Source organism: Myxococcaceae bacterium JPH2 (genome assembly GCA_016458225.1).
Lineage (GTDB): Bacteria > Myxococcota > Myxococcia > Myxococcales > Myxococcaceae > Citreicoccus.
In genome coordinates, this window is the sequence record JAEMGR010000001.1 from 100446 (window position 1) to 125982 (window position 25537).

Consider the following 25537-nt stretch of genomic DNA (forward strand, 5'->3'; position numbering starts at 1 on the left):
CCTACCCTTCAAGCTGGGGTGAACTTGATTCTTTCCACGCCCCGCCCGAGAGTCGGACAGCGTGACGACGAACGTTCGACTGAAGGTGGCCTACAAGACCCCGCAGTCACTGGTGGGCGAGTACACCCGGAGCATGAGCCGGGGGGGCGTCACGCTGGAGACACGCCGCGGACTGCCCCTGGGCACCCTGTTCACCTTCGAGATGCATGTGGGCGGCGTGCCTCGCCCCGTGGAGGTGCTGGGAGAGGTGGTCCAGGTGGAGCCCCTGGCAGACAGCCGCTTCCGCCTCACCGTGCGCTACGACGCCGGCCACGAGCGGGGCGGCCTGGACGCGGTGCTCCAGCACATCTTCGCCCAGGACGACGCCACGGGATTGCGGCGCTTCCCGCGCCTGCCCCTGCACGTGCGCGCCCTGGACGACCGGCCCCAGTCCCCCAGCTTCGTGGTGCGAGACATCTCGCGCGGCGGCGTGGGCCTGGAGGTGGAGGCCCCGGCACTGCCGCGCATGGTGCAGATTGGCGCGCCCTTCCTCCTGGAGCTGGAGATGCGCGAGGGGCCGCTGATGCTGCACGGTGAGGTGGTGTGGACCTCCACCGTGCCCCGGCAGCGCTCGGACACGGTGACGCCCGGCTTCGGCGCCACGTTCGGCCGGCTGCGCCCGGAGATGCTCGCGCGCCTCGAAGCGCTCATGACGCTGGAGGCGCTCCCGCCCGCGCCGTGGCAGGCGCGGGTCAGCTTCGGTCTGGACGCCGTGGCGCGGATGCCCTGAGCCAGCCCGTCACGCGGCGCTGTACGGATAGCCGCCCGAGGACTCCAGGGCCGTGACGACGGTCTCGCGCAGCTCCGCGGGGTCATACGGACTGAAGGCGTCCAGCGTGGCCAGCCGCTTCAGCTCCGCCTGGAGCGCCTCTCCCTTCAAGATGGAGCACAGCGCGCGGCGGGTGCGCTCGAAGGCGCGCGTCGTGGACTCCTGCGCGTACAGCCGCACCAGCGCCACCCGCGTGGGGTCCAGCGCGCCGTCACCGGCGACCTGCCGCGTGCGCGTCACCAGCGAGTCCAGCGCGAAGGCGTCCATCACCACGTCCGCCAGGAGGGCCATGACCTCCTGGTGCCGGTCCAGCTCGGTGCCGAACGCTTCGGTCGCCAGGCGCATGCCATGGAGGGCGAGCTGCTTGGCGCACTCGGCGGCCACTTCTTCGGCGGCGAGCGCGTCCTGCGTGTGCGCCCGGGGCCGCTCACCGCGCGACAAGGCCTCTTCCACGGAGCGCGCCAGGGCGAACAGCGGCAGGTCTCCCTTCACCGCGCGCTTGAGCAGCATGCCGGTGATGAGCATGCGGTTGATCTCGTTGGTGCCCTCGAAGATGCGGTTGATGCGCGCGTCGCGATAGGCCCGCTCGACGGGGTACTCCTCGATGTAGCCGGCGCCGCCGTGAATCTGCACCGCGTCGTCCACCAGCGCGTCGAGCGCCTCCGAGCCGAACACCTTCATGATGGAGGCCTCGGTGACGTACTCCTCGATGGCCGCGATGAGGTGCGCGTCGTAGTCCGGCGCGGAGCGGTCCTTGGACGCCAGCCGCCCGTCCACCAGGCCCGCCGTGCGGTACGTCATCGTCTCCAGCGCATAGACGAGCGCGGCCATGCGCGCCAGCTTCTCGCGGATGAGCGGGAAGCGGACGATGGGCGTCTTGAACTGCTGGCGCTCCTGCGCGAACTTCAGCGCGTTCTCCAGCTGAAGCTTCATGCCGCCGATGACGCCCGCGCCCAGCTTGAGCCGGCCGTAGTTGAGGATGTTGAAGGCGATCCGGTGGCCCTTGCCCAGCTCGCCCAGCAGGTTCTCGACGGGCACGCGCGCGTCCTCGAAGTACAGCGGGCACGTGGACGAGCCGCGGATGCCCATCTTGTGCTCCTCGGGCCCCACGCTGAAGCCCGGGGTGCCGCGCTCCACGATGAACCCGGTGAACTTGTCGCCGTCCACCTGCGCGAAGACGACGAACACGTCCGCGAAGGCCGCGTTGGTGATGTAGAGCTTCGAGCCATTGAGCACGTAGTGCTTGCCGTCCGCGGAGCGCACCGCCTTCGTCTTCGCCGCGCGCGCGTCGCTGCCGCTGCCCTGCTCCGTCAGCGCGTAGGCCGCCACCCACTCGCCCGAGGCCAGCTTCGGCAGGTACTTCGCCTTCTGGGCCTCATTGCCGAACCAGACGATGGGCAGCGTGCCGATGCCCGTGTGCGCGCCGAACGTCACCGACCACGAGCCCAGCTGTGCCATGGCCTCGGCCAGCAACAGCGAGGTCGTCTTGTCGAGGCCCGTGCCGCCATGGGCCTCCGAGATGTCCACGCTCAGCAGCCCCAGTTCGCCCGCGCGGCGCAGCAGGTCTCTCAGGAGCGCGTTGTCCTTCGCCTCGATGCGCTCCGCCTGCGTCAGCACCTGCTCGCGACAGAACTGCAGGGCCGTCTTGAAGAAGAGGCGCTGCTCATCGGTGAAGGACTCGGGGGTGACGAAGGGCGTGGCCCCCACCTCCTGGGCGAGGAACATTCCCCCGGCGAGAGCAGCCTGGGAACGGGCAGCGGACTCGACGACAGCGACCATGGATGACTCCTCTGAGCGAGGCATCGCGCGCGATGCTCCGGGAGGCAATGTACGGCGGGGCACATTCGTGGGGTAGTCAGCACGGTCGCCCGCCTCGGCAACCCGCGGCGAGCAGGCAGGGAGAGCCCTGCTGGGCGCGAGCGCCCGAGCCTAGCCCCCGTCCGCGCGCCGAGGTGGCGTGGGGTAGACGAGGCAGAGCGACTCGAAGGTGGGCTCGCCGGGCGCGACATAGTCCGCGCCCAATGCCCGCGCGGCCTGAGCCACTTCGGTGCCGAAGGAGGGAACCAGGCACAGCTCCTCCGTGGTGGTGAACCGCCCCTTCAACAAGCGCAGCCCTCGGCGCAATGTGGCGATGTCCTGTCGCCCGCCTCGCACCGGCACCGAGGGCCCGTTGGCATCCGGCCCTGGGAGCTTGCCCACGCTCGTGGAGAGCTCGAAGCCGTCCGCGCGCTGGATGATGCGCGGCCTGCCGGGCGCGACATCATCCAACCAGCTCCGGAAGCCGTCCTCGTCGCGCAGCGTGACGTGGTACGCCGCTGGCGCATCCGGGTGTTGCAGCCACACCTCGGCGGCGTGCGTTCTCAGCACCGCGAACAGCTCGGAGACCTGCGCGAGGAACGTGTCAGCGTCCGGAACGACCAGCACCTCGCGCCCTTGGATCCGAGCCCCGAGTCGCGCCGCGTCCGCGGGCCGCGCCGGCACGAAGTCCTCTCCTCCCACGCGCGCGCCATCTCCGTGGAGCACCACCGTCACGGCGTCCTCGGGCAGGGACTCACCGAACACGGGCGCGGGCGCGAGGTCGACCAGGACGTCCTCCGCGCGGCCCGCATCCGAGCCATGAGCGGATCCACTCGCGAGCGATGGCAGCGGAGCCGGCGCCAGCGAGCGCAGCGGTTCCGCGGGCTTGTCCTCACGACATCCCGCGCCCAAGAGAACGAGCCCCGTGGCGACCACCGCGCCTTGGAGCCAGCGCACACGTTCACTCACGGCGATCATGGCGCGACGTCCTTCCTGCAATCAAGCCAGGGCATCTCGCGCCTCGGATCCACGGAGCGAACCCACGCATGAGCATCACGGTGCGTCCTTCGTCGCGGGCATCGAGGCCGCGAGACATGCGGCGCTCGCGAGCCCGGCCTTCGCCGCGTGTTCCGCTGCGACGCGCGGGTCCTGGAAGAGCACCATGTCCGTGAAGCGCTTCGGGTCCTCGGCGTGGCCGGCGTCGCGGATGTAGATGGCCTTCACGCGCCCGGGAAACTCGTCGCGGATCTGCCGATACACCTCCGGGTCCTTCTCGCCCGAGTCCCCCACCAGCACCACCGGCTGCGGGAACTGGCGCAGCAGCCGCCGGATGATGGGCTGCTTGTAGCCGGACAGCGTCCCCGGCCCGAGGTCGCGCAGGTACACCCCGAACCCCGACGGGAAACCGTTATGCGCCAGGAACGTCCGCACGCGGGGCAGGTACTGGATGGGCGAGCCGCTCACGAGCGCGAACGCTGGCGCGGAGTCCGCTCGCAGACAGCCATAGAAGGCCGCCATCCCGGGCACCGCCTCCTGCGTGTCTCCGTCCCGGAGCAGCGCGGAGGTCAGCAGGCGCCTCGTGCTCGTCACGCCCGTCACCGCCACCGTGTCGTCGAAGTCCGAGACCACCAGGAAGGGCACGTCGTCCGCGACGACCTCCACCCGCGCTCGCGCCCGAGCCCCCGCCACGCGCACCTCCGCCACGGAGGGGCCAGCCGTGAAGCGCTGACCCTCTCCAGGCCGGAGGTCCACCGCGAACGCGCCATCGTCGCCGCTCGTCACGGTGGCCTTCACGCCCTGGAACTCCACCTCCACCGACGCGCCCTCCCAGTTCGGAGCCAGCAGACGCCGCAGGTTTCGCGACAGCGGCGAGCTGCCCGGACTCGGGGCGTCCTTCAGGACCCGGCCCTCCAGGGTGAGCCCCTCCGGACTCGCCAGGGCGGGCGCCACCCAGACGGCCGGACCTGCCAGGGCGGCTGGGGACACCAACAACATCGCAACAGTCAAGTGTCGAATGGATGTGCTCAACGGAATTTTTCAACCATGGCGTCTAATAGGGTCCATGATAGCGTTCCTCGGTCTTCGTGAGGGCTGCCCAACGAAGGAGCCGAATCGAACGTGCCGCCGCCTCCCGCGGGCCAGCCATTCGGGAAGTACACGTTGCTCGATCGCATCGCGACGGGCGGCATGGCGGAGATCTTCCGCGCCCGGATGACCGCTGCCGCCGGCGTCACCAAGCCTGTCGTCATCAAGAAGATTCTCCCGGACTACGCGGGAAACACCGCTTTCGTCTCGATGTTCATCAACGAGGCGCACATCGCGGTGGGGCTGAGTCACGGGAACATCGCGCAGGTGTTCGACTTCGGCGAGGTGGAGGGGGAGTACTTCCTCGCGATGGAATGGGTGGATGGCCACCCCTTGTCGCGAGTCCTTCGCCGCGCGCGTGACAAGGGCCTGCGGGCCCTGCCCCAGCCGCTCGCGGTGCTGGTGGGCATCGAGATGCTGCGGGGTCTGTCCTACGCCCACACGCGCCTCGACGAAGGCGGCCGCCCGCTGCACATCATCCACCGCGATGTGAGCCCCCAGAACGTCCTGCTCAGCTACGAGGGGCAGGTGAAGCTGGTGGACTTCGGCATCGCCCGCGCGCGGCTGGCCGGGCACCACGAAGCCGAGGCCCGCGCCGCCCAGGGCAAGTACTTCTACTTCTCGCCCGAGCAGGCCCGGGGCGAGGCACTCGATGCCCGCTCGGACGTGTTCGCCGCCGGCACCGTGCTCTACGAGCTGCTCTGCGGACACCTGCCGTTCGAGGGTCCGCGCGACCAGGTGCTCCAGCGCATCGTCCAAGGAGACTTCGCCCCACCCCGCGCGTTGGACCCGAGCATCCCCGCGGCGCTGGAGCGCATCCTGCTGACAGCGATGGCCACCGAGCGCGCGCGCCGCTTCCCCACCGCGCAGTCGTTCGCCGAGGCCCTGGCGCGCTTCCTCCACCTCGCCGCCCCGGACGTGTCGTCCAGCGCGCTGGCGCACCTCATGGGCTACCTGTTCGAGCCCGACCTCGTCACCGAGGGTCGCCCCGTCCAGTTGCCGCGAGAGTTCCTCGCCGAGGTCTCCCGTTGGTCACGCCCCGCCGACGGCGCGCCCGAGCCCGCCTCGCCGCGACCCGCTCCGGCCGAGCCGCTCACTCCCGGCCCCCGAGGCGAACGCACCACCCAGCCCATCCCCGAGACACCCACCCCCGCGCCCCAGCGAATCCGGCTGCGTCGGGGCGCCGTGTGGCTCGCGCCCGTGGGCGTGGCGCTGGTGGCCACCAGCCTGGGCTTGTTCCTGGGAGGCACGAACAGCTTCTCCGTGGAGCTGAGTTCGTCACCGCCGGGTGCCGCCCTGCGCGTCGATGGCCGGCCGATCTCCGACACCACGCCCACCCTGGTGACGCATCTGGACTCGGACACCGAGCACCTCGTGGAGGTGACCCTGCCGGGCATGGTGCCGTGGAGCCAGCGGCTGCACGCCGAGCGAGGCACGACCCTGGCCGTCCATGCCCGCTTGCGGCGACGCACTCCCCCCACGGCCTCGCCGGCCGCGTCGCATGCGCAGGCCCTGGAGGCCGCGTCCCACGAGGCGACCTTCTCGCCCTCGGCATCGCCCTCGCTGTCCGCCGCGGCCCAGGTCCTGCTGATACCGCCCTCGGCCGCCGCGCGCGTGCGGCTGGACCCATCGCGAACCTATGGCCTGCGCACCGAGGGCCGCGTGTCGCTGGGAGGTCCCGTCCCCACCGCGCAGGCCGCGTGGTTCGTCGAGGGCAGCACCGCCCTGCCCGCGCGTCGCACGTTCGGCGTGGTGGGCCCCGACGAAGAGGTCGAGGTGAGCCAGGCCGCCGTGCTCTACGTCTTCCTCCTGGACGGGCGCGTGGACGACAACCGCGGCGCCCTCCAGGTCCATGTGCGCGAGCAGGCCACCGGCGCCCTCACCACCCTGCTCCTGGACTCGCGTCGCAACACGGTGACGCCCATGCCCGCCGAGGGCTTCACCTTGCGGGCGTTGGATCCGGACACCACCTACGAGGTCTTCGTGCGCCAGGGCGCCGAGCCCGCCCGCACGCGCGGCCCCGGCAGCGAGCCCGTGGGACAGGTGCTCACGCTGCACGGCAACGGCGAGGATCCAGACTCGCTGGAGGTGCTGGAGGTCAACCACCCCACGCTGGTGCACGGCGCGCGGTGGTTGCAGCTCCTGTTCCCGGACGACGCGGCGGACGACAACTCGGGCAGCCTCACGCTGCACGTGTCCGTGCTGATGCCGCTTGCGGGCAAGCCGCCACCGTCCCCGTGAGCCACCGGGCGCTACAGCGGTGCAGCGACCTGTTGCCGAAAAGTTGATCCACCGGGCGCTCCCCCTACCCTGGGTCGCCACGGAGGACTCAACATGAAGAAGCTGATGGCGGTCATCGTGTTCGCGGTGGTGGCGACGGCGGGGCTCTCGTCCCGCGTGGATGCACGCACCGAGCAGTCTGGGGCGGGCGAGGGTCCGACCGATGCCCAGGTCGAGGCGGCCCTGGACGCGCAGACGCACGAGGTGCTGGGCCGGCTGCTGGAGTCCCAGCGCGCCGGAGAACGGATGGCCACCCTCCCCCGGTAATCTCGTGGCGTCCGGCGTGGCTCAATGCTACGACCGGCGTCCGCGTCGGTTCTTCTCTCACTCGCCCTCGAGGGGGACATGCCTGAAGGGTCCGCTGCACTCCAGCTCGCGGTCGGCGACCGGGTCGTCTACCCGAACCAAGGGGTCTGTCGCGTCACGGCGATTGACGTCAAGGAAGTCGCTGGCCAGAAGCTCACGTTCGTCACCATGCGCCGCGAGGAAGACGGTGCAGTCGTCATGGTGCCCGAGGCCAAGGTCGTCGCCATCGGGGTCCGCAAGGTCGCGACCGCCGAGGACGTCGAGCGCATCTATGCGTTCCTGCGCTCCGACAGCGACAAGGCGGACCTGGATTGGAAGCAGCGCGCGCGCACCAACCTGGACCGCATGACCCAGGGCGGAATCCTCGGCCTGGCCGAGGTCGTCAAGGCGCTGCAGGTCCTGAGCGAGCTGCGCCCGCTGCCCACCAAGGAGCGTGAGCTGTACGACTCCGCTCGGCACCTGCTGGTCTCGGAAGTGGCCGCCGCGCTGGGCACCGCCGAGGTCAACGCCGAGGACTCCATCGACATCGTCCTGTTCCCGCCCGGCCGCGAGCGCCCCAAGCGCACCGCCGCCGAGTTCGCTCGCCCCGAAGGCGAGGACGGCGACATGGACCTCGACGGCGACCTCATGGGCCTGGACGGCGGCGAGCTGGACCTGCCCTCCGAAGAGGAGGCCCCCGCCGAGCCCGAGGAGAACGCCGAGGGCGAGAGCGAAGGCGAAGGCGAGGAGTCCGAAGAGTCCTCCTCCGAGGAGTCCGCGCCCAAGAAGCGCGGCCGTCCTCCCAAGGCCAAGCCTCCCGAGGGCGAGGCCCCGGCTGCGCCCAAGAAGCGCGGCCGTCCGCCCAAGCCCAAGCCCGAGGTCCTGTCCACCGAGCCGCCTCCGCCGCCGAAGAAGCGGGGCCGCCCGCCCAAGCCCAAGCCGCCGGAGAGCGAGGCCGCCGCGCCCGCCGCTCCCAAGAAGCGCGGTCGCCCGCCCAAGGTGAAGCCACCGGAGGGCGAGTGACGTGATGGCCTCCCCGCCCCTCCTCCGCCGAGGTGACGCCCCGTGATTCGCGTCGTGACGTTGGACCCCATCGACGACAAGCAGCTCGCCAAGTTCAACCGGACGCTCTACACGGCGTTCGGCGTGGGCAGCGAGCACAGCGGCAGCGCGGAGATTCCCGCGGGCATGTCCGAGCCGTTGGACGCGGAGAAGCTCGTGGACGCGGTGAAGGGCATCCGCGCCTACACGGACGACAAGGTCCTGCTGCTCACCACGCGCAAGCTCAAGGACCGCGAGCTGCCGAGCGGCACCGCGCCCACCGTGGGCTTTGCTCGCCAGGGCAAGGACCGCGCGGTGCTCAGCATCCATCCGCACAAGGACCTGGAGAGCGCTTACAAGGGCCTGGCCCGGCACGCGTTGCACCAGCTCGGCCACCTCTGGGAGCTGCACCACTGCCTGGACCCGCGGTGCTCGATGTACCCGCCCTGGACGCCGTCGTTCAGCCAGGGCGAGCCCATCTTCTGCACCTTCTGCCGGGAAAAGAGCGAGCAGAAGATTCGCCTTGCGAAGTCCTAGGCTGACGCGCGCGCTGCCCCTCGTGGAGCTGGGGGGCCTGCTTCTCGTCGCGCTCCTGTGCCTGCTCTTCCACTTCCGGCTGCCGGGCCGCCTTCCCTCGGAGGCGGACTACCGCGCGGTGGCGGAGCGACTGCGGGCCGAGGCCCGACCTGGGGACGCGGTGCTGCTCTTCCCCTGGTGGGCCGAGCGCGCGCGCCTCTACCTTCCCCCTGAGATTCCCATCTACGGCTGGCTCGCCTCGGACAAGGCGGACCTCTCCGCGCACCCGCGCATCTGGGTGCTGGGCCAGCCGGAGCTTCCGCGCTCGGATGCCGCCGCGTTCGACGCCGCGTTCCTTCCTGGACGCAAGGCGGCGGGCCCCACCACGCACGCGGGCACGCTGACGCTGGGGCTCTACGACAACGGGCGATACCGACCGCGCCGATGGGTGGCCTCGGAGGCCTTCGCGCGGGCGCGCGTGTACCTGGAGCAGCAGGACGGCTCGCGCCACGAATGCCCCTTCGACGGACAGGCGCACCGGTGTCCCGGCCCGCCGTACCTCTACGTCGCGCCCGAGTGGCACGAGATTCTTTACGAGCCGCGCCACTGCCTGTGGATGCACGCCCCGGGCGGGCCGCAGCGACTGGTGGCCGAGTTCGACGACGTTCCGGGCGGACTCGGGCTGCGGCTCGAGGGCGGCATCATCTTCGAGTTCGCGCACTCGAAGGATCCGCGGCTGAGCACCGCGTACCTGGGCGTGGACGACGCCGCGAGCCACGCGCGCCTGCTGGAGGTGCCGATTCCTCCCGGGCGTGAGGGTGTGCAGGCCTCGGAGATCATCCTCCCGCCCGGCGCGCCGCGCACGGTGAAGGTCTGGGTGCAGGCGGACAACGCGGACTCGCGGCAGGTGTGTCTGGACGTGATGGCGCTGGAGCCGGCGGTGGGAGGACGGGGATGACGGGGCGAGCGGCCACGCGCGACGAGAAGCGACTGGCGTGGGCCCTGTGGGCGCTGGCCTTCGTGGCGCTGTGCCTCACCGATTTGGCGGTGGGTTTCACCCGCGACGAGAGCGTCTACTTCGCGGCGGCGGAGGGCTACGCGAGCTGGTTCCGGTTGCTCTTCCATGCGCCGACGCAGGCGTTCTCGGACGCGGCCATCGTGCGCGCGTGGGACTACAACCACGAGCACCCCGCGCTGATGAAGACGCTGTTCGGGCTGAGCCACCTGCTCTTCCACGACACGTTGGGCCTCATGCGCGACGCGACCGCGTTCCGCCTGCCGGCCTTCGCGCTGGCGGCGATGATTCCCGCGCTGAGCTTCCTCTTGGGCAGCGCGCTGTATGGCCGCGCGGCGGGCCTGTTCGCGGCGCTCTCGTTCCTCCTGGTGCCACGGCAGTACTTCAACGCGGAGCTGGCGTGCTTCGACATGCCCGTGGCCGCGATGTGGCTGCTGGTCGTGTACTGCTTCTGGCGCGCGCTGGAGGACGCGCGGTGGGGCGTGGGCTGCGGCGTGGCCTTTGGACTCGCGCTGGCCACCAAGCACAACGCCCTCTTCCTGCCCTTCGCGCTGGCGCCCTTCGCGCTGTGGCGCGCCTGGACGGAGAGCGCATCCCAGCCCGAGGCCCGCGCGCGGCTCTTCCGCTTCGTGGGCCTGTTCGCCGCGGTGGCCGGACTCTACGGCCTGCTCGTGGTGAGCCTGGGCGGACTGGATGGCTTCCAGCGCAAGTTCTTCCTGCTCAGTCCGCACACGATGCTGTTCGTCGGAATGGCGACGGGCGGCGCGTGGCTCTTGAAGGACCTGGAGCCGGTGAACCCTCGCGTGACGCGCGCGCTGGTGCCGCTCGCGGCGATGGCGGTGTTCGGGCCCGTCATCTTCTACCTGCACTGGCCCTATCTCTGGCACCAGCCGGTGGAGCGCACCGCGTGGTACCTGGCGTTCCACGCGACGCACAACCACTACGCCTGGTTCTATCTGGGCACGCTCATGCGCGCGCCCCCCTTCCCGCTCACCTATGTCGTGGTGAAGACGGCGCTGACGGTGCCCACCAGCCTCTTCGCGCCCATGGTGACGGGACTGGCCGCGCTCGTCGGTCGGGCCGTGCTGTCCTGCTCACCGCGCGCCCGTGAGTGGGTGCGCGTCCCGACTCCCGCCGAGGGGCTCGTGGGCGTCAACGCGGTGCTGTCCATCCTCGTCATCAGCCATCCCGAGGTGCCGCACTTCGGCGGCGTGAAGCACTGGCTGCCCTCCATGCCGTTCCTGGGCATCCTCGCGGGCGCGGCCGTGGTGCGGGGCTGCGATGCGCTGTGGGAACAAGTGAAGGAGCGCCGCCCCACCGTGCCGCGCGTGGCGGTGCTGGTGCCGGTGTTCGCCCTGCTGCTCGCGCCCGCGCTGTGGGCGCTGACGCGCGTGTTCCCCTACGGGACGGCGTACTACTCGGAGCTGGCGGGCGGACTGCCCGGCGCGGCCACCCTGGGCATGCAGCGACAGTTCTGGTCCAGCCACGTGACGGGCGTGCTGCCGTGGATCAACGCCCACGCGAAGTCCGGCGCGCGCCTCTACCTGCACGAGGTGAATGGCTTCTCGTTCCGCGACTACCAGCGCAACGGGATGCTGCGCGAGGACCTGCGCGCGGTGGGCTCACCGGCCGAGGCGGACATCGTCGCGTACCAGTACCATCAGGAGTTCCGCGAGCACGAGTTCCTCACGTGGCAGGCCTTCGGCACGCGCACGCCGGTGACGGGGCTGTACGTGGACGAGACGCCGCAGGTCGTCGTCTACCAGCGACCCGAGGACCGCGAGTAGGCTCGCGACGACCGCCCGGAACCCCTCGGGCCAGGAGAGACACATGATGCGCTGGACAGGCGCGCTGGCGCTGGCCGCGCTGGCCACGGGCTGCACCAACAACAAGCCACCGGAGCGCTCGGCGCGGGCCCAGGTCCGCGCCATCCAGGGCGCGCAGGTAGAGGTGCTCCCCGCGGAGGGACAGCTCCCCTACTGCCTGCTGTATTCGATGTCCGAGAAGGGCGTCATCCGCCAGCTCACCATGACGCGCGAGAATCAGTCCGTGCGCTGCGAGCCCCAAAAGCCCATCGGCCACACGCGCTTCCGCATCCCAGTGCAGGAAGGCAAGGTGCGCCTCTTCGTCTTCTTCACGGATGACCCCATCCCCGCGGGCCCGGTGGCGCAGCAGCTCTTCGACCTGCGCAACCAGGACCGCATCAGCGCCATGGACCTGCGGCTGCCGGGCAAGGTCTTCGTGGAGACGCTGGAGTTCACGCCGCACGACGGCGGTGACGCGGGCCACGAGCGCGGCTCGGGCAGCGTGGTGCTGTCCGATGGCGGCACCTCCGCCAGCGCCGACGCGGGCGCCGACACCGTCCTCCCCATCGAGCCCGAGGAGGACTGAGTCACCGGAGCGCGCGAGGGCTCAGTAGGCCTCGCGCGCCAGGGCGAGCAGGTCCGCCTCGGTGACCTTGCGCGGATTGCCCTGATGCGAGGCGTCCTGGAACGCCTTCGTCGCGATGAGCGGCAGGTCCGCCTCGCGCACGCCCGCGTCGCGCAGGCGTGAGGGCAAGCCCACCGCCGCGTTGAGCTGTCGCACGCGTTCGACGGCGTTGCCCGCGAGCACCTCCTCGCGAGCCTGAGTGGTGTCTCCCAGCGCCACCGCCACGCGCGCCAATCGCGCCGTGCACACCGCGCGGTTGAACTCCATCACCACCGGCAGACAGATGGCGTTCGCCAGGCCGTGCGGCACACCCGAGATGGGCGTGAGCGCGTGCGCCAGCGCGTGACAGGCCCCGAGGCCCTTCTGGAAGGCCATGGCGCCCTCCATCGCGGCCACCATCATGTCCGTGCGGGCGGCGAGGTCCTCGCCCTCGCGCACCGCGGTGACGAGTGAGCGCCCCACGCGGGTCATCCCATCCACGGCCACCGCATCCGCCAAGGGATGGAAGCCCTGCGCCACATAGGCCTCCACGCAGTGCGTGAGCGCGTCCATGCCCGTGGCGGCGGTGATGGCGGGAGGCAACCCGAGCGTCAGCTCTGGGTCCACCACGGCCGCGCGCGGCAACAGGTGCGGACTGAAGATGACCGTCTTGCGGCCGGTGTCCTTCAGCGTCACCACACCCGAGCGCCCCACCTCCGAGCCTGTCCCCGCCGTGGTGGGAATGGCGATGAGCGGAGGCACATCCTCGCGGATGAACTGGTCGCCGCCCGTCGCGTCGTCATAGCGGCTGAGCGGCGGCTCGTGCGTGGTGAGCAACTGCACCAGCTTGCCCGCGTCCAGCGCGCTGCCACCTCCCAGCGCGATGACGCCATCGCAGCCATTCTGCCGATAGGCCTCCAGCCCCGCGAAGACATCGGCCTCGGTGGGGTTGGGCTCCACGCGGTCGAAGACAGCGCACGTCACGCCCGCGGACTTCAGCGTCTCCAACACGCGCGAGACGAGCCCCGCCTTCACCACGCCCGCATCCGTCACCACCAACGGACGCGTCATCTTCAGCCGAGCCACCTGCGCGGGCAGGCGCTGGAGGGCACCGGCACCGAAGACGATGCGCGTGGGCCACGCCATCTCCGTCACGCGAGGCTCGGGGGGAATGTCGAACGGCTTCATGGCATCTCCTGTCAAATGAGTTCCAGGTAGCGCTCCAGCTCCCACGTGGTGACGGCGCGCTCGTACTGGCGCACCTCCCACTCGCGGGTGCGGAGGAAGTGGTCCACGAAGGCTTCGCCCAACAGCTCGCGCGCGTGCTCGCTCTCCTTGAGCAGCGCCACGGCGTCCTTCAGCGTTCGGGGCAGCGGCTTCGCATGCCGAGCCGAGTACGCATTCGCCAACACGGGCGCGGGCGGCTCCACTTCGTTCTCGATGCCCCACAAACCCGCGGCCAGGCTCACCGCCATGCCGACATAGGCGTTCATGTCCGCGCCGAGCTGGCGGTACTCCAGGCGCATGGACTTGGGGCTGTCACCGATGACGCGGATGGCGCAGGTGCGGTTCTCCACGCCCCAGGTGGCCGTGGTGGGCGCCCACGTGTTCTCCACGCTGCGCTTGTAGCTGTTGATGGTGGGCCAGTAGAGCGCGGTCAGCTCCGGCATCAGGGCGATCTGCCCGCCGATGTAGTGCCGCATCCGCGCGCTCATCCCCTGCGGCGCATCGGGGTCATGGAAGAGGTTCTCGTCGCCCTTGAGGTTCCACAGCGACTGGTGCACGTGCCCCGAGCAACCCGGCAGCTTGGGGTTCACCTTGGCCATGAAGCACGCGGTGAGCCCGTGGCGCGAGCAGATCTCCTTCACCACCGTCTTGAACAGAGCCGCCTTGTCCGCCGCCTTCTCCAGGTCGTCGTAGCGGATGGCGGCCTCGAAGACGCCGGGCCCCGTCTCGGTATGGAAGCCCTCGATGTCGAGGCCGAAGGCGTTGCAGCCATCGATGAGCGCGTGCACCAGCGGCGCGTTGAGCGACGTGCGCAGCCACGAGTAGCCGAACATGCCCGGCGTGAGCGGCGACAAGGATTGAAAGCCCTTCTCGCGCAGGCTGTGCGGCTGCTCCTTGAAGATGAAGAACTCGTACTCGGCGCCGAACCTGGGCAGGAAGCCCTGCTGGCGCGCGCGCGCGGCCACCTTCTGCAAGAGCTGACGCGGACTCGCCTCGAAGGGCGAGCCATCCGGGTTCACGAAGTCGAGCAGGAAGGCCGCCGTGTCCGGCTCCCACGGGATGATGCGCGCGGTGGACACGTCCACCCGGGCCTTCGCGTCCGGGTAGCCCGTGTGCCAGCCCGTCACCTCGGTGTTGTCCAGCAGTTCGTCTCCCAGGTCCCAGCCGAAGACGACGTCACAGAAGCCCAGGCCGCCCTTGGCCGCGCTGAAGAACTTGTCGAGCGAGACGTACTTGCCGCGCCAGACGCCATCCAAGTCGATGGCGCCCAGCTTCACCTTGCGCACGCCCTTCGCATCCATCCACCGATGCAGCGTGTCCGAGCCACCCTCGCGCGTGGGGGCACTGCGCGAAGTCTCGCCCCGCTCCTTCGTCCGCGCGCGCCGGGCCAGCGTCGGATGCGTGAGGACCTTCGCCTTGGGTCGCGTCGACATAGGGCCATCCCTTTCGCAATCGGGGCTACCGCACGGAAACCTCAGGGAAGCGAGGGCAGCTGGGTCCACACCGCCTTCGTCTGCAGGTAGCCCTCCAGCGCGTGGTGCGACAGGTCCCGGCCCCAGCCGGATTCCTTGTAGCCACCGAAGGGCGCCGCATCGTCGAACTCGTTGAAGCAGTTGATCCACACCACGCCGCTCTTCACCTGTCGGGCGAGCGCATGCGCCCGCGCCACGTCGCGCGTCCACAAGCTCGCGGCCAATCCATAGGGCGTGCCATTGGCGATGCTCAGCGCCTCGGCGTCGTCGCGGAAGCGCAGGCAGCTGAGCACCGGGCCGAAAATCTCCTCCTGCGCGATGCGCATCTCCGGCTTCACGTCCCCGAAGATGGTGGGCTTCACGAAGAAGCCCCGGGACTTCTCGCCGTCGAGGTCGCGTGCGCCGCCCGCGAGCACGCGCGCGCCCTGCTTCACGCCCGCGTCGATGTAGCCGAGGATGGTCTCCAGTTGCCGCTGGCTCACCTGCGCACCCATCTCCGTGGATGGGTCCAACGGGTCACCCACGCGCAGCGACTTCGCGCGCTCCGCGAGCCTTGCAACGAACGCGTCATAGGCATGTTCGTGCACGAGCACGCGGCTGCCCGCGTTGCACGTCTCACCTTTGTTGCCAAAGATGCCCCAGAAGCACGCCTCCACGGCGCGATCGAAATCAGCATCGGGGAAGATGACCTGCGGGCTCTTGCCGCCCAGCTCCAAGGTCAGCTTCTTGAGGTTGCTGCCCGCCGAGGCCTGCATCAGGCGACGCGCGGTGCGCGCCGAGCCCGTGAACGAAATCTTGTCCACGTCCGGGTGACGCGCCAGGGCCTCGCCCGCGGGGTCTCCATAGCCCGTCACCACGTTGAGCACGCCGGGCGGGAAGCCCGCCTCCAGCGCGAGCGCGCCCAGCTTCAGCGCGGTGAGCGGCGTGTACTCGGAGGGCTTCACCACCACGGTGCAGCCGGACGCCAGCGCGGGGCCCAGCTTCCAGCACAAGAGGCACGTCGGATAGTTCCAGGGGACGATGGCGCCCACCACGCCGACGGGCTCCTTCAAACAGTAGGTGTGGAAGGGCCCCGCTACCGGGAGCACCTCGCCGAGGATGCCGCCCGCCAGGTCCGCGAAGTACGCGAGCGTGCCCGCGCCCGGCGCCACGTCTCCGCGCACCGCGTCCCGGAATGTCTTGCCGTTGTTGAGCGACTCGATGAGCGCGAACTCCTCGCGCCGCTCCCACAGCAGGTCCGCCAGCTTGCGCACGAGCCGACCGCGCTCGCGGCCCGTCATGCGACTCCACGGCCCGGACTCGAAGGCGCGGCGCGCGGCTTTCACGGCGCGGTCCACGTCCGCGGCGGTGCCGGACGGCGCATCACAGAGCCGTTGGCCCGTGGCGGGGTTCGTCACCGGAAAGGTGCCGCCCTCCACCGGATCCGTCCATTGACCATCGATGAGCAGCTGGAGCACGGGGAGCTGCGGCGAGAGAGAGCGCGCGTCGGACATGGCGAGGCCTCGGGGTGCGCGGGGGCGCACGAAACAAAGAGCAGCCGGCGTGGGGCACCGGGCGGCGGACACGGTAGGAACCGCCCCCACGCTCGGCAACCGCGCGCGTCTCCGAACGTCATGCGGTGGAAAGCAGCCCCGGCGCTCACACGTGAGTTCCTCACGCGCGAGCAGCGCGGGGCTCGCATCTGCCCACCACTGGACGATTGAGAGACTCCCGCCGCGCGCCGAATCCTGCTCAACTTCGCCGCGCTCCTATCCTTCGCCGTTCTTCCGAGGCCCCGCGTGCCGCGCCACTTGTTTGTCCTCCTCCTCGCGAGCGCCCTCGGCGCCTGCTCCAACGGAAACCTCTGCTCGCTGGCGCCTCGGTGCGACGATGGCATCGCGCTCAACTGCGATACCTCGTGCGTGGTGGGCCCCTGCTCCACCGGGCCCATCGAGCTGGAGTGCGCCGAGGGCACCACCTGCACCGTCGTCCCGGGCGACTCGAACGACGCGCGCTTCTTCCGCTCGCGCGCGGTCTGCGCGCAGGAGCTGGCGGCGTGCGACCCGGCGACCGCCGCGCCTCCCGTCTGCGACGGCCGGGGCTTCGTGTCGGGCTGCAGTGCGTACCGCCGGAACATCCACGTCACGTGCGCGCAGGCCGGGGTCTACTTCCGCGACGCGGCCTGCTGCCGAGGAAGCACGCCGGACGCTGGCGCCCCGGACGCGGGCACGGGCGATGGTGGGATTCCCGACGCGGGAGGACTCGACGCGGACGGAGGAAGCTGAGCCTCGCGCGAATGTGGACGGTTGCGCCCCGCTGGCTCCGGCGTGTGCCGGACTCGCACCTTATCGTGAACCCAGTCGGCGAAATGGGTTTCGGGTCACTGAGTGCGGGGGGGCGCCATGAATCTCTTCGTGTTGCAGTACCGCAAACTGATGCGCCGGTGGAGGCACCTCACCGGAAATCTCCATCTGACACCTCGGGCGCGGCCCGTGCCCAGGCGCACGGACTTCCATGACTGCGCCAGGCCCGTGCTGCTGCTCCACGGCTTCTTCAGCACGCGCCGCGTCCTCGAGGTCCTGGAGCACCGCCTGCGTCGGGATGGCTACTGCGTCTGGACCCTCCACCTGGGCGGCATGTTGGATCGCCTCAACATGCAGGGCGTGGACGAGCTGGCCCGCCGGGTCCGCGGCAAGGTGGAGCGCCTCTACACGCGCCACCCGGACATGGGGCCGCTCACCGTCATCGGCCACTCGAAGGGCGGGCTCATCGGTCACTACTACGTGAAGCGGCTGGGCGGAGACACGCGCGTGCAGAGCCTGGTGACGCTGGGCACGCCGCACCGGGGCTCGAAGCTCGCGTACCTGGGCTGCATGACGCTCGGCTGGGCCAGCCGCGGCATGTGGCAGCTCACGCCCGTGTCGCCCTTCATCAAGCACCTGAGCGTGGGCGCCTTCCCCCGAAACGTGCGGCTGGTGTCCATCTACTCGCGCGCGGATGCCGTGGCGCCCTGGCCCTCGGCGGTGCTCCACGTGGACGGTCAACCCAACGTCTTCAACCTGGAGGTCCCGGGCGTGTCCCATGGCGAGCTGCTCACCAAGCGCTCCGTCTACGAGGTCATCCGCCGCGAACTCGCGCTGGGGTATGGTGTTCCGGAGCCCGCCGTGGAGCCGAGCCTCGTGTCGCTCCCGTCTGCCGGCTCTTGAGCCGCCATGCCCTCGCGCTGGGACCACCTCTTCGACCTCAAGCCCGTCGCGCTCATCGACCACCTCCTCGACGAGGTGGCGAAGCTGCTCGCCAAGGACCTCCAGGCCTGGCCTCCGCCCGTGCAGGAGCTGGACCTGGACACGGGGGGAGCCTTCGCCCCCCTCTTCACCGAGCCCCGGCCCCGGCCGGCCGCCGCTGTCTACACAGAGGCGCTGCGGCTGGCGCGCTGGGACCTCTCCCGCGAGTTCGACGCCTCCGACGAGTACGTGCGCAACAAGCGCTACCTGGAGCGAGGGCTCGTCCCCGAGGACCGCCTGCCGCTGCTCTTCCTCAGCCGCTGGCTGACCGAGCAGATGCTGGGCCTGGGAGAGGCCACCGAGGGCCGAGTCAAGCGCGCCCACATGCAGAACTGCCTGGAGCGCCTGGAAGCGCGGCTGCGGCAGGCACAGGTCCAGGCCTGACGGCCGTTGTCGCACGCGCGCCACTTGTCAGCGGGCCATGGGGTGCCCTAAGCCGGGCTGGCCATGTCGCCGCCCGTTGACGCCTCGATTGCCGCCACCGCCGACCGCCGCAAGCGCTTCCTCCTCCTCGCGGGGCTCTGGGTGGCCATCGCGGGAGTGCTCATCGCCCTGCGCTCCGTGGTGATGCCCTTCGCGGGCGCGGCGCTCATCGCGTACCTGGTGCAGCCGCTGGTCGCGCGGCTCACCCAGCGCAAGGTGGCCGGGCGAGCGATTCCCCGCTGGGGCGCCCTGCTGCTCATCTACGCGGGGTTCTTCCTCGGCGTGTACCTCTTCTTCGTCGCGCTGGTGCCGCAGCTCTACCGCGAGCTGGCCCGCGTCAGTCGCGAGGCGGCGGCCTTCGCCAACACGCTCACGCCCGAGCACGTCCAGGAGCTGGCCCAGCACGGCGAGACGTGGCTGGCGGACCACGGAATCCCCGTGGCGCTCTCCAACCGCGCGCTGGAGGGCGAGGACGGCCCGGGCGGCGCGGGGCACTTCAGCCTGGCGTTGGACCTGGAGAAGCTGCTCGGGGACACGGTGGCGCGAGGCTCCTCTCTGGTGAAGGAGAACCTGGGTGACATCGTCAACGTGTCACGCCGCATCGTCACGTCGGTGCTGGCCAGCGTCTTCATGCTGTTCTTCATCTTGATGGTGGCCGCGTTCTTCTCCATCGACGCCCAGGCCATCCGCCGCTACTTCGGCACGCTCGTCCCTCCGGAGCTGCTCCCGGACGCGAGGCTGCTGGTGGATCGCATCGACCGCTCGCTGTCGGGCGTGGTGCGCGGCCAGCTCACCATCTGCATGGTCAATGGCGGGCTCACCTTCGTGGGCCTGCTGTTGTTCGGGGTGAAGTTCGCCTTCCTGCTCGCGACGGTGGCGACGTTCCTCAGCCTCATCCCCATCTTCGGGACCATCCTGAGCTCCGTGCCCATCGTGCTCATCGCGCTGGCGGATGGCTTCCAGAAGGGCGTGGCCATCCTGCTGTGGATTGTCGGCATCCACGCGCTGGAGGCGTACTTCCTCAACCCCAAGATCATGGGCGAGGCCGCGCGCATCCACCCCGTCATCGTCGCCTTCTCCCTCATCGCGGGAGAGCAGCTCTACGGGCTGATGGGGGCCCTCTTCGCCGTGCCGAGCGCCGCCATCCTCGTGGCCTGCTTCGACTACGCGCGCATCAAGGCGCAGCCCCCGGTGGTGGAGGCCGTGCCGCCTTCGCCCATCGCGGAGAAGTCCTCCTCCGCGGCGTGAGGCGCGGCCCGCGTCACTGGCACGCGGCGGCGCAGCGCGCGTTGCGACAGGTGGGGATGCAGCGACCGCAGTCGATGCTGTTGGCCGGACAGCTCCCCGTGCACGAAACCCCGCCGCAGCTGGGCCCGTCCAGGCGGTGCGTGACGGCCGTGCCCTCGCCGCAGCAGGCATTCGCCACGCAGTCCGAGTCCACGTAGCAGGCCCGCTGCGAGAGCACCGGGGGCAAGTCTTCCCCGGGCAGGTCCTCGACGCCCACGTCACAGCCGGAGAACGCCACCCCGAACACCAGGGTGGCGAGACGCACGACTGCGGAACGGCGCATGCGGACCCTCGTCGTCGCTAACGGTTCATCGAGCCGAGGAACTCCGCGTTCGCAGCCGTGGGACGCATGTGCTTGAGCACGAACTCCATGGCGTCGATGGGCGTGAACGGGTGGAGCACCTGGCGAAGCGCAGTGATGCGCACGAGGTCGCCCGGAGACAAGAGGAGCTCCTCCTTGCGCGTACCGGACTTGTTGATGTCGAGCGTGGGGAAGATGCGCTTCTCCATCAGCTTCCGGTCCAGGACGATTTCGGAGTTACCCGTGCCCTTGAACTCCTCGAAGATGACCTCGTCCATGCGGCTGCCGGTGTCGATGAGCGCCGTGCCGATGATGGTGAGGCTGCCGCCCTCTTCGATGTTGCGCGCGGCGCCGAAGAAGCGCTTCGGCTTGTGGAGCGCGTTGGCGTCCACGCCGCCGGAGAGAATCTTTCCGGACGCGGGAACCACCGTGTTGTAGGCGCGCGCCAGACGGGTGATGGAGTCCAGCAGGATGCACACGTCGTACTTCTGCTCGACCAGGCGCTTCGCCTTGTCGATGACCATCTCCGCCACCTGGACGTGACGCGTGGCGGGCTCGTCGAAGGTGGACGAGACCACCTCGCCGCGCACGCTGCGCTCCATGTCCGTCACTTCCTCCGGGCGCTCGTCCACGAGCAGCACGATGAGGTAGACGTCCGGGTGGTTGCGGCTGATGGCGTGCGCGATGTTCTGCAGCAGCACCGTCTTGCCCGCCTTCGGCGGCGCCACGATGAGGCAGCGCTGGCCCAGCCCGATGGGGCAGAACATGTCGATGATGCGCGTGGTCATCTCCCCCGCCTCATGCTCCAGCTTGAGCTTGCGCGTGGGGTAGAGCGGCGTGAGGTTGTCGAACAGGATGCGCTCGCGCGCCGCGTCCGACATGGGGTCCGCGAAGTTGACCTTGTCCACCTTCTGCAGCGCGAAGAACCGCTCGCCCTCGCGCGGCTGACGGATGGGGCCCGTCACGGTGTCGCCCGGCCGCAGGTTGAAGCGGCGCACCTGCGAGGGGGACACGTAGATGTCGTCCGGGCTCGGCTGGTAGTCGCTGTCCGAGCTGCGCAGGAAGCCGAAGCCGTCGCTCAACAGCTCCAGCACGCCCTCGGCGTGGACCTCGTAGCGCTTGTCCGCGATGCCACCGAGCAGCGCGAAGATGAGGTCCTGCTTCTTCAGGCCCTGGTAGCCCTCGATGCCCACATCGTGGGCCATCTTGGCCAGGTCCGTGATCTTCATCCGCTTCAGGTCATTGAGCTTGATGACCTGCATGGGCGCGCCGTCGCGGGTGACTTCCGTGATGGCGGGCGCCTCGGGGGACTCCGGCGCGGGCGGGAGGGTGGCGGCGAGTTCCTCACCGTCCTCCGTGGAACGGACCTCCTGGAGGTCGTCGTCGCGAACCGGCCGGGAGACGGGCGTCATGGGCGTCAGCACGGGACGGGGCGGCTCGGCGCTCGCCTCCTCGCCGGCCTCGTCACGCCGGGCCGGAGCGCGCCGGGTGCGCGAGGGCTTCTCGGGCGCCTCGTAGCGCTCAGCCGACTTCGCGGCCCGCTTGCGACGGGGCTTCTCGTCCGCCTCCACGGAGACGAGCTCGGGGCCGGTGACTTTCTCTCTGGGGGAACGTGCTTTGGGCATGACAGGGCAGCAACGGAAGGGGGGAACGCCCGAGGGCTCGGGCAGGTTGGAGACGCGGAAACGTGCCGCGCGGCGCTCGGAAGCACCTTCCAGGAGGGCAGCCCTACCCGGGTCCGAGAACGGGACGGAGGTGGGCGAAAGCCTTTTGGTTGGGAAGAGACGGGCGAGAGGGAACCCCTGCGCCATGAATCGCGCCGGAAACTATTGACCCCCTCTGGGCCTGTCAAGGCATCCGTGCCCCGTATCGACCCATTTTTCAGGAGGTTGCATCCGGAGGGAGGCCTCCTCCTGAACCTGGAAAACGCTATGTCATTGAAATTCGGGCCCACAAGCGACCGAGGTGGGCTCCTGGTGGGGACAACACCTCATTCCCGCACCCTCTTCCCATCGCCCGAGTCGATGACCTCCCACCCCGGCCCCCCGTGCACCCGACGATGGGGGATCGCCCAGCGCCACGGCCAAGGATTCCCACTTTCGGGAGCGCGCGCCCCTTGGCGACCCGACCTGAGCGCATCTGCTTCCGCGCGAGTGCCGCGCCCCACCCGCGAAGTCTCCCCGGAGGCCGCGACCTGGGACGCAGCGTTGGAGCGACGTCCCCGCTCGGATCCACCACCTGATGCGGGCGGGCTCAGGCTCCCGGCCCCACTCCCTGCGGAGGCTCCACCGACGGCGCGCGCACGCCGTGTCAGGTCGCGGCCGTAGAGTGCGGGGCCTCGCCAGCCACTGACGGCGCGGGGCCTCCTCACCGGGGGCACGCGCCATGACGCCGTGAATTGGAGTAAGGACCCCGCCCCGTGGACACCTTCCAGAAAGCCGAAGCCCGAGCCCGAGAGCTCCGCCGCGAGCTGGCCCACCACAATCACCGCTACTACGTCCTCGACTCGCCAGAGGTGAGCGACGCGCAATACGACGCGCTGATGCGGGAGCTCCAGGCTCTGGAGACAGCGCATCCCTCGCTCGCCACGCCGGACTCACCCACGCAGCGCGTGGGAGGCGCGCCGGTGGATGACTTTGGAGAGGTCGTCCACTCGGCCCCCATGTTGTCCCTGGCCAACCTCTTCGATGACGCCGGGCTCGTGGAGTTCGAGGACCGCATCCGCAAGCTGACCGGGCTTTCCCAGGTGGCCTACGTGTGCGAGCCCAAGCTGGACGGCCTGGCCATCTCGCTGCGGTACGAGAACGGCCGGTTCGTGCAGGGCGCCACCCGAGGCGACGGCACCACGGGCGAGGACGTCACCAGCAACCTGCGCACCATCCGCAGCCTGCCCATGGAGCTGTTCCCCGTGGACGCCGCCGTGAAGGTGCCGAAGCGGCTGGAGGTGCGCGGCGAGGTCTTCATCCGCAAGGAGGACTTCCGCAAGCTCAACGAGAAGCGCGAGGAGGCCGGGGAGCCGCTCTTCGCCAACCCGCGCAACGCCGCCGCCGGCAGCCTCCGTCAGCTCGACCCGAAGGTGACGGCCTCGCGCCCCCTCACCGTCTACCTCTACGAGTGCGTCCCCTCCGAGGACCTGCCCGCCTTCAAGAGCCACGTCGAGAAGCTCGAGCACCTGCGCAAGCTGGGCCTCCCCATCAACACCTACGTCCGCGTCGAGGGAGTCGAGGGCATCCGCAAGGCCTACGACGACTCGCTGAAGGGCCGCCACGCCCTTCCCTTCGAGGTGGACGGCATGGTGGTGAAGGTGGACGAGGAGGACCTGCGCCGCCGACTGGGCCAGGTCTCCAAGAGTCCGCGCTGGGCCGTGGCCTACAAGTTCCCGCCCGAGGAGGAGTCCACCGAGGTGCAGAACATCGGCATCCAGGTGGGCCGCACGGGCGCGCTCACCCCGGTGGCCCACCTGCGTCCGGTGAAGGTAGGCGGCGTCACGGTGTCCCGCGCCACGCTGCACAACGAGGACGAGCTGCGCCGCAAGGATGTGCGCCAGGGCGATACCGTCTTCGTGCGCCGCGCCGGTGACGTGATTCCGGAGATTGTCAGCGTGGTGCTGTCCAAGCGCCCCGCGGACTCGCGGCCCTTCGAGTTCCCCGCGCACTGCCCCGTGTGCGGCGCGGCCGCGGTGAAGGACGAGGACGGCGCCATCATCCGCTGCACCGGCGCTTCGTGTCCCGCCCAACTCGTGGAGAAGATTCGCCACTTCGCCAGCCGGCTCGCCATGGACATCGAGGGCCTGGGCGACAAGCTCGCCACCCAGCTCGTGGCCACTGGCACCGTGAAGTCCTTCGCCGACATCTACGGGCTCACCAAGGAGAAGCTCCTGACGCTCGAGCGGATGGGCGACAAGAGCGCGGAGAACCTGCTCGCGGCCATCGAGCACTCGAAGCAGACCACGCAGCGCCGCTTCCTGTATTCCCTGGGAATCCGCCACGTGGGAGACGCCACGGCGAAGGCCATGGCCGAGGCCTTCCCGGAAGTGCACCGGCTCTTCACCGCCACCCTGGAGGACATCACCCGCGTGAAGGACGTGGGCCCGGTGATGGCCCAGGTCATCCACACGTTCTTCCAGGAGCCTCAGAACCAGCAGGCCGTGGAGGCGCTCCTGAAAGCAGGCGTCTCCCCTGCCCCGCCGCAGGTGAGCACCAGCGGCCCGTTCCTGGGAAAGACGGTGGTTCTCACGGGTGGCATGAGCGGCATGTCCCGGGAACAAGCGAAGGAAGAAGTCGAGCGGCGCGGCGGCAAAGTGTCCGGAAGTGTCTCGCGCAAGACCGATTTCGTCGTCGCGGGCGAGGATGCCGGCTCCAAGCTCAAGAAGGCGCAGGAACTCGGGGTAAGAATCCTGGATGAGCAGGCGTTCCTCCAGATGCTACAAGGCGACGCCAGAGGATGATGAGGACCGAGGCATGAGCACGCGGCGGCGCGCGACCCTGCGAATCCGGGGCAAGGTGCAGGGCGTCTCCTTTCGGGAGAGCGCCCGCGCCGAGGCCCAGCGTTTGGGTCTCACGGGCTGGGTGCGAAACCTGAGCGACGGCAGCGTCGAAGCCGTCGCCGAGGGTGAGCCCGCCGCGCTCGAACTCTTCATCCAGTGGAGCCATCGCGGCCCGCGCTCCGCGCACGTCACCGAGGTGGCGCGCACGGACAGCGAGGCCACGGGCGAGTACAGCCTCTTCTCCGTGGAGCGCACCTCATGACGCCGTACGCGCTGGCGTCCCTGCCGACCATGCTGGGCATCCGGGCAGGGTCCAAGGTCTCCGTCATCAACCCGCCTCGAGGCTTCGTCCAGCGGCTCAACCCGCTGCCGGACGGAGTGGAGTTCCTCATCACCGCGCAGACGGGCCTGGACGTCATCCTCTTCTTCACCCCCGACGCCCAGGAGCTGGTCCAGCGGCTGCCCGCGCTCGCGCGCGCCATGGCGCTCACGGGCGGCATCTGGGTCTGCTGGCCGGGTGGAGAGGGCGTGAAGTCGACGCTGTCCGAGGACTTCGTGCGCCACGCCGCGCTCGATATCGGCCTCGTGGACAACAAGATCTGCCTCATCGACTCGACCTGGACTGGCCTGCGCCTCGTGCGCCGCCCGCGCGGCCGACTCGACAAGCCCGAGGGCCGCAAGCAAGCCCCCGCGCAGGCCTGACCGGGCAGCCGGACAGCCGCCGGACATCTGCATCCCAGTGGATGAACGACGCTTCTTGCCTTTACACACCTGGTGGGGCGTGGAAAACTCGTCGTGTTTCTGGACGGTTGTGTGACGCTCCGCGTTGTCGGACGTCAAGT

At 69.9% G+C, this 25537-nt stretch carries 23 protein-coding genes; 15 read left to right on the forward strand and 8 right to left on the reverse strand.

Annotated features, from left to right (window positions below; translation table 11 throughout):
- Positions 1-61: 61 nt before the first annotated feature.
- Positions 62-769 (forward strand): PilZ domain-containing protein, encoded by a 708-nt coding sequence (locus tag JGU66_00440; GenBank protein MBJ6759207.1) that lies wholly within the window; start codon positions 62-64, stop codon positions 767-769.
- Positions 770-778: 9 nt separating this feature from the next.
- Here the strand turns inward: JGU66_00440 and JGU66_00445 are convergent, their stop codons facing one another.
- From JGU66_00445 to JGU66_00455, 3 genes are all read right to left on the reverse strand, one after another.
- Positions 779-2587 carry an acyl-CoA dehydrogenase family protein gene (locus JGU66_00445; protein MBJ6759208.1) on the reverse strand — a complete coding sequence of 603 codons (1809 nt, stop codon included), beginning with the start codon at positions 2585-2587 and terminating at the stop codon, positions 779-781.
- A 150-nt stretch (positions 2588-2737) separates the two neighbouring features.
- Entirely contained in the window at positions 2738-3583 is an 846-nt protein-coding gene (locus JGU66_00450; protein MBJ6759209.1) for a hypothetical protein, read from the reverse strand.
- Positions 3584-3658: 75 nt separating this feature from the next.
- The gene (locus tag JGU66_00455) at positions 3659-4600 is read right to left on the reverse strand and encodes an App1 family protein (protein ID MBJ6759210.1); all 942 of its coding nucleotides are present in this window, start codon (positions 4598-4600) and stop codon (positions 3659-3661) included.
- Between the two features lie 123 nt (positions 4601-4723).
- Between JGU66_00455 and JGU66_00460 the strand changes: the two genes are divergently transcribed.
- The 7 genes from JGU66_00460 to JGU66_00490 all read left to right on the forward strand — a co-directional run bounded on the left by JGU66_00460 (position 4724) and on the right by JGU66_00490 (position 12218).
- Positions 4724-6931 (forward strand): protein kinase, encoded by a 2208-nt coding sequence (locus JGU66_00460; GenBank protein ID MBJ6759211.1) that lies wholly within the window; start codon positions 4724-4726, stop codon positions 6929-6931.
- Positions 6932-7024: 93 nt separating this feature from the next.
- Positions 7025-7237, forward strand: a complete 213-nt coding sequence (locus JGU66_00465; GenBank protein MBJ6759212.1) for a hypothetical protein — start codon at positions 7025-7027, stop codon at positions 7235-7237.
- A gap of 78 nt (positions 7238-7315) precedes the next feature.
- Positions 7316-8278, forward strand: coding sequence for a transcriptional regulator (locus JGU66_00470; GenBank protein MBJ6759213.1), 963 nt, complete (start codon positions 7316-7318; stop codon positions 8276-8278).
- Positions 8279-8320: 42 nt separating this feature from the next.
- Positions 8321-8833, forward strand: a complete 513-nt coding sequence (locus JGU66_00475; GenBank protein MBJ6759214.1) for a hypothetical protein — start codon at positions 8321-8323, stop codon at positions 8831-8833.
- Positions 8820-9770 carry a hypothetical protein gene (locus JGU66_00480; GenBank protein MBJ6759215.1) on the forward strand — a complete coding sequence of 317 codons (951 nt, stop codon included), beginning with the start codon at positions 8820-8822 and terminating at the stop codon, positions 9768-9770. Before JGU66_00475 ends, JGU66_00480 begins: the two co-directional genes overlap by 14 nt.
- Positions 9767-11614, forward strand: coding sequence for a glycosyltransferase family 39 protein (locus JGU66_00485; GenBank protein ID MBJ6759216.1), 1848 nt, complete (start codon positions 9767-9769; stop codon positions 11612-11614). The genes JGU66_00480 and JGU66_00485 overlap by 4 nt, the downstream gene beginning before the upstream one ends.
- A gap of 43 nt (positions 11615-11657) precedes the next feature.
- Complete coding sequence (locus JGU66_00490; GenBank protein MBJ6759217.1) at positions 11658-12218, forward strand: hypothetical protein; 561 nt, start codon at positions 11658-11660, stop codon at positions 12216-12218.
- A gap of 21 nt (positions 12219-12239) precedes the next feature.
- On the opposite strand, the gene JGU66_00495 is transcribed toward JGU66_00490, so the two are convergent.
- From JGU66_00495 to JGU66_00505, 3 genes are read right to left on the reverse strand one after another with little or no spacing between them, the layout of a single operon-like run.
- Entirely contained in the window at positions 12240-13424 is a 1185-nt protein-coding gene (locus JGU66_00495; protein ID MBJ6759218.1) for an iron-containing alcohol dehydrogenase, read from the reverse strand.
- An 11-nt stretch (positions 13425-13435) separates the two neighbouring features.
- Positions 13436-14896, reverse strand: coding sequence for a glutamine synthetase (locus tag JGU66_00500; GenBank protein ID MBJ6759219.1), 1461 nt, complete (start codon positions 14894-14896; stop codon positions 13436-13438).
- Positions 14897-14937: 41 nt separating this feature from the next.
- The gene (locus JGU66_00505; GenBank protein MBJ6759220.1) at positions 14938-16428 is read right to left on the reverse strand and encodes an aldehyde dehydrogenase family protein; all 1491 of its coding nucleotides are present in this window, start codon (positions 16426-16428) and stop codon (positions 14938-14940) included.
- Positions 16429-16713: 285 nt separating this feature from the next.
- Between JGU66_00505 and JGU66_00510 the strand changes: the two genes are divergently transcribed.
- The 4 genes from JGU66_00510 to JGU66_00525 all read left to right on the forward strand — a co-directional run bounded on the left by JGU66_00510 (position 16714) and on the right by JGU66_00525 (position 19869).
- Positions 16714-17199 (forward strand): hypothetical protein, encoded by a 486-nt coding sequence (locus JGU66_00510; protein MBJ6759221.1) that lies wholly within the window; start codon positions 16714-16716, stop codon positions 17197-17199.
- A gap of 117 nt (positions 17200-17316) precedes the next feature.
- Entirely contained in the window at positions 17317-18120 is an 804-nt protein-coding gene (locus tag JGU66_00515; protein ID MBJ6759222.1) for an alpha/beta hydrolase, read from the forward strand.
- Between the two features lie 6 nt (positions 18121-18126).
- Complete coding sequence (locus JGU66_00520; protein ID MBJ6759223.1) at positions 18127-18582, forward strand: hypothetical protein; 456 nt, start codon at positions 18127-18129, stop codon at positions 18580-18582.
- Between the two features lie 63 nt (positions 18583-18645).
- Positions 18646-19869 carry an AI-2E family transporter gene (locus JGU66_00525; GenBank protein MBJ6759224.1) on the forward strand — a complete coding sequence of 408 codons (1224 nt, stop codon included), beginning with the start codon at positions 18646-18648 and terminating at the stop codon, positions 19867-19869.
- 13 nt (positions 19870-19882) lie between these two features.
- Here JGU66_00525 and JGU66_00530 read toward each other — a convergent pair whose 3' ends face one another.
- Both JGU66_00530 and rho read right to left on the reverse strand, forming a co-directional pair.
- Positions 19883-20191, reverse strand: a complete 309-nt coding sequence (locus JGU66_00530; protein ID MBJ6759225.1) for a hypothetical protein — start codon at positions 20189-20191, stop codon at positions 19883-19885.
- A gap of 17 nt (positions 20192-20208) precedes the next feature.
- Positions 20209-21834: a transcription termination factor Rho gene (gene rho / locus JGU66_00535; GenBank protein MBJ6759226.1), complete on the reverse strand. Its 1626-nt coding sequence runs from the start codon at positions 21832-21834 to the stop codon at positions 20209-20211.
- A 794-nt stretch (positions 21835-22628) separates the two neighbouring features.
- Between rho and ligA the strand changes: the two genes are divergently transcribed.
- The 3 genes from ligA to JGU66_00550 are packed head-to-tail and all read left to right on the forward strand — an operon-like array spanning position 22629 to position 25397.
- Positions 22629-24656 (forward strand): NAD-dependent DNA ligase LigA, encoded by a 2028-nt coding sequence (ligA, locus tag JGU66_00540; protein ID MBJ6759227.1) that lies wholly within the window; start codon positions 22629-22631, stop codon positions 24654-24656.
- Between the two features lie 13 nt (positions 24657-24669).
- On the forward strand, positions 24670-24957 hold the full coding sequence (locus JGU66_00545; protein MBJ6759228.1) for an acylphosphatase: 288 nt from the start codon (positions 24670-24672) through the stop codon (positions 24955-24957).
- Positions 24954-25397 (forward strand): DUF3052 family protein, encoded by a 444-nt coding sequence (locus JGU66_00550; protein MBJ6759229.1) that lies wholly within the window; start codon positions 24954-24956, stop codon positions 25395-25397. The genes JGU66_00545 and JGU66_00550 overlap by 4 nt, the downstream gene beginning before the upstream one ends.
- Positions 25398-25537: the final 140 nt, after the last annotated feature.